The organism is Acinetobacter sp. YH12201 (genome assembly GCF_013418145.1).
Lineage (GTDB): Bacteria > Pseudomonadota > Gammaproteobacteria > Pseudomonadales > Moraxellaceae > Acinetobacter.
This window is the reverse complement of sequence record NZ_VPCP01000098.1, coordinates 1-9,203: the sequence shown is the minus strand read 5'-3', so window position 1 is coordinate 9,203 and position 9,203 is coordinate 1. Positions and strand designations below refer to the sequence as shown.

Annotated in this window: 9 protein-coding genes and 1 pseudogene; 1 reads left to right on the top strand and 9 read right to left on the bottom strand. The window is 42.9% G+C overall.

Annotation, left to right across the window (positions count from 1 at the left end; all coding sequences use genetic code 11):
* Nucleotides 1-826: 826 nt before the first annotated feature.
* The 9 genes and pseudogenes from glmS to FTU91_RS16700 all read right to left on the bottom strand — a co-directional run.
* The gene (gene glmS, locus FTU91_RS14430) at nt 827-2,665 is read right to left on the bottom strand and encodes a glutamine--fructose-6-phosphate transaminase (isomerizing) (RefSeq protein WP_180082643.1); all 1,839 of its coding nucleotides are present in this window, start codon (nt 2,663-2,665) and stop codon (nt 827-829) included.
* Between the two features lie 13 nt (nt 2,666-2,678).
* On the bottom strand, nt 2,679-4,043 hold the full coding sequence (gene glmU, locus FTU91_RS14425) for a bifunctional UDP-N-acetylglucosamine diphosphorylase/glucosamine-1-phosphate N-acetyltransferase GlmU (RefSeq protein WP_180082641.1): 1,365 nt from the start codon (nt 4,041-4,043) through the stop codon (nt 2,679-2,681).
* A gap of 21 nt (nt 4,044-4,064) precedes the next feature.
* On the bottom strand, nt 4,065-4,586 hold the full coding sequence (locus tag FTU91_RS14420) for a phosphatidylglycerophosphatase A (protein ID WP_180082639.1): 522 nt from the start codon (nt 4,584-4,586) through the stop codon (nt 4,065-4,067).
* The gene (thiL, locus tag FTU91_RS14415; RefSeq protein WP_180082637.1) at nt 4,564-5,481 is read right to left on the bottom strand and encodes a thiamine-phosphate kinase; all 918 of its coding nucleotides are present in this window, start codon (nt 5,479-5,481) and stop codon (nt 4,564-4,566) included. The genes FTU91_RS14420 and thiL overlap by 23 nt, the downstream gene beginning before the upstream one ends.
* Before the next feature lie 18 nt (nt 5,482-5,499).
* Entirely contained in the window at nt 5,500-5,949 is a 450-nt protein-coding gene (nusB, locus tag FTU91_RS14410; RefSeq protein ID WP_086196721.1) for a transcription antitermination factor NusB, read from the bottom strand.
* A 4-nt stretch (nt 5,950-5,953) separates the two neighbouring features.
* Nucleotides 5,954-6,424, bottom strand: coding sequence for a 6,7-dimethyl-8-ribityllumazine synthase (gene ribE / locus FTU91_RS14405; RefSeq protein ID WP_086196720.1), 471 nt, complete (start codon nt 6,422-6,424; stop codon nt 5,954-5,956).
* An 18-nt stretch (nt 6,425-6,442) separates the two neighbouring features.
* Nucleotides 6,443-7,558 carry a bifunctional 3,4-dihydroxy-2-butanone-4-phosphate synthase/GTP cyclohydrolase II gene (gene ribBA / locus FTU91_RS14400; protein WP_166169799.1) on the bottom strand — a complete coding sequence of 372 codons (1,116 nt, stop codon included), beginning with the start codon at nt 7,556-7,558 and terminating at the stop codon, nt 6,443-6,445.
* A 585-nt stretch (nt 7,559-8,143) separates the two neighbouring features.
* A complete protein-coding gene (locus FTU91_RS14395; protein ID WP_005173763.1) occupies nt 8,144-8,380 on the bottom strand; it encodes a VF530 family DNA-binding protein in 237 nt (78 codons plus the stop codon).
* Between the two features lie 112 nt (nt 8,381-8,492).
* Nucleotides 8,493-8,678, bottom strand: a pseudogene (locus tag FTU91_RS16700) (type II toxin-antitoxin system HipA family toxin); the annotation flags it as partial.
* Between the two features lie 69 nt (nt 8,679-8,747).
* Between FTU91_RS16700 and FTU91_RS14390 the strand changes: the two are divergent.
* The coding region (locus tag FTU91_RS14390) for a transposase (protein WP_180082635.1) at nt 8,748-9,203 on the top strand (456 nt) is incomplete at its 3' end.

The following is a 9,203-nucleotide window of genomic DNA, read 5'->3' as shown; positions in this document are numbered from 1 at the left end:
TTCCACTTTAGATATTTGTTTAAGATGAGATGTAACTCATTGAAATGTGTCATCATATTCGTCGTCAGAAAACAAGTATTATGCCATTATTTCAATGAGTTATCTTTTTTTGTCGTGTACAAAGATATAATTTAATAACTTAAGTTTTAATTGAGTATTTCAATACTCAATTAATAGACTTTGGAAACATTATTGATAGGCTAAATCATCCACAACACGTCTTAGTGAGCATAGTTCCTTCCTAATCTAATCATACTTTTATGACCAAATACTGTGCCTAATTATGGTAATTTAATTAAGTTTGTTTGATTTTATATCCTAAGTTATTGATATTTTGAATGCATTATTTTTAAATTTTAAAATTAAGTTTGTATTTAAATTTTGTATATTAAATTATGAGCAAAATTAAGTTTGTTTGTAGATTTCCATCATTTGAGACACGATTTTTTGCTCAGAAAGGCAAAGATCAGCTTAAATAAGAATGATATTTTCAAGAGAAATTTAAAAAATTGATACTTGTTGAATGTTAAATAAGAGTTTTATGCAGATATATGCTATTGAATATATTGCATTTTTAATAAAAACTTTGTTTTTGTAGCATCATGGGTTTTAATTTAGATTGCATTATATTAAAAAACCCTTTAGATTTGGCAGAGAACTACCATACCTAAAGGGTTCGATTTGCTGTTTGCTTACTTTATAAATATACAAACTAAAATAATTAAATCTAAACTTAATTATTTGATACAAACTTAATTATACGAACACAATTATTTGATACAAACTTAATTATACGAACACAAACCCAGCCTTATATCAAAATTTATTATTCCACCGTGACCGATTTTGCCAGGTTACGCGGCTGATCGACATCCGTTCCACGCAAGACAGCCACATGGTACGACAGCAGCTGTACAGGAATACTGTAAACAATAGGCGCAAGGAGCGGACTGATGCTTGGTACCTGAACCACATGTTGACGCTCTTTGCCTTTAATGCCGCTGTTTTCATCGGCAAAGACAAACAGTTCACCACCCCGGGCCTGAACTTCTTCCATATTGGATTTCAGCTTGTCGAGCATGTCATCTTGCGGAGCCAGAATCACCACCGGCATGTCATTGTCGACCAGTGCCAATGGACCATGTTTCAGTTCACCTGCTGCATAGCCTTCAGCATGAATATAGGAAATTTCTTTCAGTTTCAAGGCACCTTCAAGGGCAATCGGGAACTCGGTACCACGACCTAAAAACAGGCAGTGCTGTTTTTCTACAAACAGCTCAGATAAACGCAGAATATCTTTATCTTGCTGTAGAGTATCTAAGATGACTTTAGGGGTATGCCATAAATCAGTGGTAATGGCGGTAATTTGTTCAGCCGGGATGCTTTGCTTGACTTGACCGATTTTCAGTACCAACAGCATGAGTGCGGCAAGCTGGGTGGTAAATGCTTTGGTTGACGCAACGCCAATTTCAGGGCCAGCCAGGGTTAACAGGCTATGATTGGTTTCACGCACCATTGAAGAGGTAGCCACATTACAAATGGTCATGGTCGTAATGTTCAAACTTTTTGCAGCAGCGCGTTTTTGGGTATCGCGCAGCGCAGCCAGGGTATCCGCAGTTTCACCAGATTGAGAAATACACACATACAGTGTGTTATTGACAATCACAGGGGTGCGGTAACGGAATTCGCTGGCAATTTCCACCTGGCAAGGCAGGTCAATCAGTTGCTCAAACCAGTATTTTGCAATCATGCCGGCATGGTAACTGGTCCCGCAGGCAATAATTTGCACCTGCTGAATCTTTTCAAAATCCGCAACTGCATTTTTCAAGAAATCTTCGCGCAAATTGTTGCCATTCAATGCTTGGGAAATGGTTTGCTGAATGGCCTCTGGCTGCTCATAAATTTCTTTGAGCATGTAGTGCTTATATTCACCTTTAGATGCATTGCTGACTGTTGCATCCAGCTCTTTTACTGGACGGTTCACCAATTGCCCATCCACAAACACTTCAATGCTGTTGCGGGTTAAACGTGCAATATCACCTTCTTCCAAGTAAATAAAACGGTTGGTAATTGGAAGCAGCGCCAACTGATCAGAACTGATGAAGTTCTCGCCAATGCCGACACCAATCACCAAAGGTGAACCTTCACGAACGGTAATCAGTTCATTCGGATGGTCGGTATGCACAATACCCAGTGCATAAGCACCTTTAAGCTGAGGAACAACCTGTTGAACCGCTTCAAGAAGGCTAGAGGTTGATTTCAATGCATCATTGACCAGATGCGCAACCACTTCGGTATCCGTTTGCGAAGTAAACACATAGCCCAGGGCTTCAAGATCGTCTTTTAGTTCTTGATAGTTTTCAATAATACCGTTGTGGACGACAGCAACCGTACCTGAAATATGCGGATGGGCATTATTTTCAGTCGGTTTGCCATGAGTTGCCCAGCGCGTATGCGCAATCCCCAGTGAGCCTTCGATATTCGACTCATTCACTGCCTGTTCCAGATTGATCACTTTACCCACACGGCGTTCGCGCAGGACATGACCGCCATTGATCAGCGCCACACCCGCTGAATCGTAGCCGCGGTATTCAAGGCGCTTTAAGCCTTCAATTAAAATATTGGTAATATTACGTTCTGCAACGCCACCGACAATTCCGCACATAGTTATAATCCTCTTATTTTTTCAGTTTTTGGGGGCGTTGATAGTTTTCTTTAGCCACTTGTTTTGAGCGCTCAAAGGCCAAACTATTTTCTGCTACATCGCGTGTGATGACTGAGCCGGCACCGACAGTTGCGCCATTGCCTATACTGACCGGGGCAACCAGTGAACTGTTCGAGCCGATAAAAGCCGAGTCACCAATAATGGTTTTAAATTTGTTGGCACCATCATAATTGCAGGTAATGGTACCGGCGCCAATATTTGAACCTGCGCCGACTTCGGCATCACCTAAATAGGTAAAGTGATTGGCTTTGGAGCCGAGGCCAATAGTGGAATTTTTAACTTCAACAAAGTTGCCAATATGCACTTCATTGGCAAGCTTGGCACCTGGGCGTAAACGGGCAAATGGACCAATTTGCGTATCTTCACCGACCACGGCATTGTCGAAAATACTGTAGGGTTGGACCTTGGTGCCTGAAGCAATTTTACTATTCTTAATTACACAGCCTGCACCAATTTCGACATTGTCGCCGAGTTCACAGTTACCTTCGATAATCACGTTGATATCAATACGAACATCTTGACCGACGGTAAGCTTGCCACGCAGGTCGAAGCGGCTTGGATCAATGATATGCACGCCTTGCTGCATCAGGAGCTTGGCCTGATAGGCCTGGAATTCACGTTCCAAAGCGGCCAGCTGAATCCGGTCATTTACGCCTTCCACTTCAAAGGCACGTTCCGGCTCAACGGAAGCCACTTCAAGACCATCGGCAATCGCCATGGCCACAATGTCCGTCAGGTAATATTCACCTTGGGCATTGTTGTTGCTTAATTTGGGTAACCATTGATGCAGTTTGGCATTGCTGACACAGTAAATACCGGTATTGATTTCCTTGATTTGACGCTGTGCATCGCTGGCATCTTTATGCTCAACAATGGCTTGAATTTTATTGTTTTCACGTACGATACGGCCATAGCCCGTTGCATCCGCTAAAGTCAGGGTAACCAAGCCAATGCCTGTTTCACGTGAAACAGCGAGCAGCTTTTCCAGGGTGTCTTGACTAATGCAAGGTACATCACCGGAAAGAATGAGTGAAACGCCATCGGTAGGAAGTACCGGTAAAGTCACTTTAACCGCATGGCCTGTACCCAGCTGTTCAGCTTGTTCCACCCACTGTACATTTTCCTGTGCAAAGGCTTGTTGAACTAAATTACCGCCGTGTCCAAAAATGGTAATAATATTTTTGGCATTTAATTTTTTAGCAGTTTCAATGACATGACCGAGTAGAGGGCGTCCTGCGAGCGGCTGCAATACTTTGGGTAGGCTCGAACGCATTCGAGTTCCTTTGCCGGCAGCAAGAATAATCACAGAAGTTGACATAATACACCTTAAAAACTTGGCTTAAGCCATTGAAATGTTGAGGTACACGAGAATACAGATTGCGGCCCAAATGCCGGCAATAATATCGTCAAACATAATGCCGAAACCGCCACCGACTTGACGGTCGATGACACGAATAGGCCAAGGTTTCCAGACATCGAATAAGCGGAACAGGACAAATCCAATGAACACCCAAAGCCAGCTCATTTGTGCAAAGTAAATCAGGGGCAGAAACGTAATTGACTGTCCAGCAAATTCATCCCAAACAATGCGGCCATCGTCATGTACGCCCATGACTTTAGCGGTTTGCCCGCAAATATAAATGCCAATAAGTGACATTAAAATCATGGCAATAATGGAAGCGGTAAAGCCAATTGCAACCCAGGCAGGAATAAACAGCAATGCAAAGGCCGAACCAAAAGTGCCCGGCGCTTTAGGTAACAGCCCGGAACCAAATCCGACACCGCAAAAAACGATAAAGCGGTTGTACCAGGACATGTCTTTAAAGTGAATCGCAGGTTTATGCAAAGTGTTGATATCCATGAAATTGCAGCGAATGGTCTACGCCATTCTGCACAAAAGTTAACTCAGTTTTTTGGTCAATTTGTCCAATTTTGCTAATGTTGACATCTAATTGTTGTTGCAAAAGCTTTTCATAATTTTGCGGGCTTATTGTAAAGCATAACTCGTAGTCATCGCCACCCGCGAGGGCATATTGCCATTGCTGTTCTTGAGTTAAATTTTGTAAATCTGGACTGATCGGTAACTGGCTTAATTCCAGTATTGCACCCACTTTTGAGGCTTTTAAAATATGGCCTAAATCTTGTGCTAATCCATCAGACACATCTATCATGCTGGATGCCAGGCCTTTGAGTTGTTGTCCAAGCTGACAACGTGGCGTTGGATAATCCAGACGTTTTTGTAGCGAATGTCCTAAATTGTGCAAAGCAAATGCAGCATCACCGACTGTGCTAGAGACACAGACATAATCACCGACTTGTGCGCCTGAGCGTGTGATGGCTTTGCCGGTTTCTATCCAGCCAAGTGCAGTGACCGAAATGGTGAGATGAGGACTTTGCGTGGTATCACCGCCAATTAAACTCACCCCAAATTGATCGCAGCAATCATATAAACCCTGGCTAAAGCCTTTGAGCCAGTCATGATCAATTTGGGGTAGGCTCAATGCCAGTAAAATGCTGTGCGGTTTGGCACCCATGGCGGCAATGTCAGATAAATTGACTGCAACAGATTTCCAGCCGATGGCATGGGGATTTGTATCTAAGGGGAAATGTCGTCCAGCAACTAAAGTATCGGCACAGATGACCAGTTGTTGCTGTGGAGGAGGGGTGAGCAAGGCTGAGTCATCACCGACACCCAAATCGACCGACGCAGAAGTTTGTCGATTAAAATAAGTATCAATGATCGAGAACTCAGCCATACAACAAATCTACTTTATTTAGTTGGCTTGTTGCTTTTCTGCTGCACGCAAGGTTGTCGCTAAACGATCCAATACACCGTTGATGTATTTATGGCTGTCTGCACCGCCAAAATGTTTAGCCAGCTCGATTGCTTCATCTAAAACGACACGATATGGAATTTCAAGATGTTCTTTCAATTCATACGCACCCAGACGAAGAGTCGCGAGTTCAACGCCGTCAAGCGCACTAATTTCACGATCCAGCACAGGGATTAAGAGCGCATCCAATGCTTCATGATTGGCAACCACTTGAGTCAACAATTCATGATAATAGCCGAGATCCACTTTGTGCATGGCATTCTCCACACGTGTACGTGCTTCAATTTCATGTACCGGATTGTGGCTCATCTGCCATTCATAAATTCCTTGTACAGTAAAACGACGTGCTTTGCGTTTTGCTGCATAAGTTGCTTGAAGTGTTTGCGACATAGCGTTAAATAGCCTTTAACAAGTTAACCATTTCAATCGCAGTAAGAGCAGCTTCACTGCCTTTATTACCTGCTTTTGTACCCGAGCGTTCAATCGCCTGTTCAATACTATCCGTAGTCAATACACCATTAATGATCGGTAAGCCAGTGTCCAGGCCAACCACGCCTAAACCTTTGGCACATTCGCCAGCAACAAAGTCGAAGTGCGGCGTGCTACCACGAATCACTGCGCCCAGGGCAATGATGGCATCAAAACGATCAGCAGCAGCCAGTTTCTTAGCCACTACCGGAAGTTCCCAAGCGCCAGGTGCATGAACAACAGTGATATTATCCTCTGATACACCATGACGTTTCAATGTATCAATTGCGCCTTCTAATAGATGTTCGACAACAAAACTATTAAAACGACCCACTAAAATCGCGTAACGGCCTTCGCTCGCGAGATGTAACATACCTTCAATACGGCGAACTGCCATAGCAACCTCGATGATTTCTTAAGTTGTTTGATGTGCAGTGATGTATTCCACCACTTCTAAGTTAAAACCTGATAACGCATTAAAACGTAATGGAGAGCTGAGCAATTTCATTTTCTCAACGCCTAAATCACGTAAAATCTGGGCACCGACACCAATGGTTTGGTACTGCTGAGACAGTGCAGCATTGGATTTGGCTGGTTTGGGTGTATTTAAACTTTCCAGCGCAGGGCCAAGGTCCGGTAGATGATGTTGGCCAATCCAGACCAAAACGCCACGCTCGCTAGAGGCAATTTCTTTCAGCGCTTTGTCAAGATTCCAGGCCGGTTCGCCATCTTGCTTGTTGATTTTTAGCAGGTCACGTACCGGGTTAAAGCCATGAACGCGAACGGTAGTGACTCCTTCTTTCGGTTCACCTTTGACCAAGGCTAAATGAATGTCCGGGTTACCAATTTCACGGTAACGGAACAGTTCGAAAGTTCCGTATTCAGTATTTAAAGTCTGTTGATCCAGACGTTCAACCGTTTGTTCATTGGTCATGCGGTAATGGATTAAATCCGCAATAGTCCCAATTTTCAAACCATGCTTTTCAGCAAAAATTTCTAAATCTGGACGGCGCGCCATGGTGCCGTCTTCTTTAATAATTTCACAAATCACTGATGCAGGTTCAAGTCCTGCAAGACGGGCCAAGTCACAGCCTGCTTCAGTATGCCCGGCACGGTGCAATACGCCACCTGGCTGTGCCATCAACGGGAAAATATGACCCGGTTGTACAATATCCGCAGGTTTGGCATGCGCGGCCACAGCAGTCTGAATGGTATGAGCACGTTCAGCTGCTGAAATACCCGTTGTAATACCGTTGGCGGCTTCAATTGAGAGCGTAAAGTTAGTCCCGTGCTGTGCGCCGTTGGCATCCACCATGAGGGGAAGATTGAGCTGCTGACAACGGTCGCGGCTCAAGGTGAGACAAACCAGACCACGTGCATGTGTGATCATGAAGTTGATGTCTTCAGGACGTACGTGAGTCGCAGCAATGACGAGATCACCTTCATTTTCACGGTCTTCATCATCCATCAGGATGACCATTTTTCCTGCACGGATATCTGCTACGAGCTCTTCAACGGTATTGAGCGGCATCAACCTTCACCTTCTTTTTGTCTCAAATGACATTTTGCTTGCATTGATTGTTGCATAGTCTACCGTTTTTTTACGATGTTTGCCTATGCTTATTGATTTCCATTCCTGGTTCATTGTTATACACAGAGCCTGAACGCTTGAAAAGAGGCCTTTATTTTAAAAAGCCATGATTATGCTGAATCTTTAAGCAGTTGAAATACATAAATAATGACAAGCTTATGCAAAATGCTGCTGATTTATAGGGTTTTGTGTGCGAATAGAATAAAAAAGCCCCCATCTTTCGATGAGGGCTTTTTGAATCTGGAGCGGGAAAGGAGACTCGAACTCCCGTAACCCCAACCTTGGCAAGAGTCACCGACATAAAATACACTAAATAACATAATTGGTATTTTAATAAACCCTATATATAACAGTTATATAGAGTTTTTATTTTGTGTGGTGTGATTTAAGGTAGGGTAGGGTACTTTGATTTTTGGTCACTAATTTATTGTGATAATCAACAATAATAACCAACATATACATGCTTAACCTAAAGGTGTTTTACTGACTGGTATAATTTTATGATGAGAGGGGTGTTGCCTGGGGCTACGGTTTCTGTTTTGCCTTTTGGCGTAAGACGTACAAATATAAGCTTTCTACTTTTTCACGTGCCCATGGTGTGGTACGCAAGAATCGCAATGATGATTTAACACTTGGGTCTATGCAAAAACATCTAATTTCAATTTTACGACTCAAGCCTTCAAAGCCACCATAGTAATCTAGCAACTCATCCAAAATGTCAGCAAGTTTTTTGCCGTGTAAAGGGTCGTTGGGGGTGTTCATAATAGATCAATCGTATTTTGGGTGGCCATTATTATAACCTTGGCTAGTTGGAAAACTAGAGAGTTGGAATGTAGGTAATGATGGACTGAATAGCCACCAAAATTCTGGAGCACCCCCAGCCATCGAGTGAGGCATCATATATATGACTCGGTAATCCCATTTGTTGTGTAGGAAAGTTTTTTCTTAATGGGTCACCTTTTTATGGAAGTAGGTAAGAGGAAAGCTCTAAACCTTTATGGATCGCTTCAGTACTGTACTCAAAGGAAATTAATGGTTGACCTGTGATTGCTGTGGGACTGTTCTAAATTTTGTGTAAGTACTTAATTTTCATTTATCCTTCAGAGGATAATTACAAAAGGTACTTCACATGGATGAAGCAACAATCAAAAGTATGGCTGCCGAATTGGCTAAAGGTCTAAAAACACCAGAAGACTTAAACCAAATGACAGCAGTCTTTAAAAAATTCATGATTGAAACTGCACTCAATACTGAACTTTCAGACCATCTGGGTTATGAAAAGCATCAGCCCAAGAAAGGCTCAAATAGCCGTAATGGTTTTAGCTCCAAAACAGTTCTAACACAAGATGGGCAGCTTGCTTTAGATATCCCTCGTGATCGTGACGGCTCTTTTGAACCACAGATTATTAAGAAGCATCAAACGCGCATTACTAGCATGGATGATCAAATTCTTTCGCTATATGCGAAAGGAATGACAAATAGAGAAATTGTTGCTTTCTTTAAAGAAATGTACGATGCCGATGTATCTGCCTCCCTTATTAGTAAGGTGACGGATGCTGTCATTGAACAAGTGACAGAATGGCAA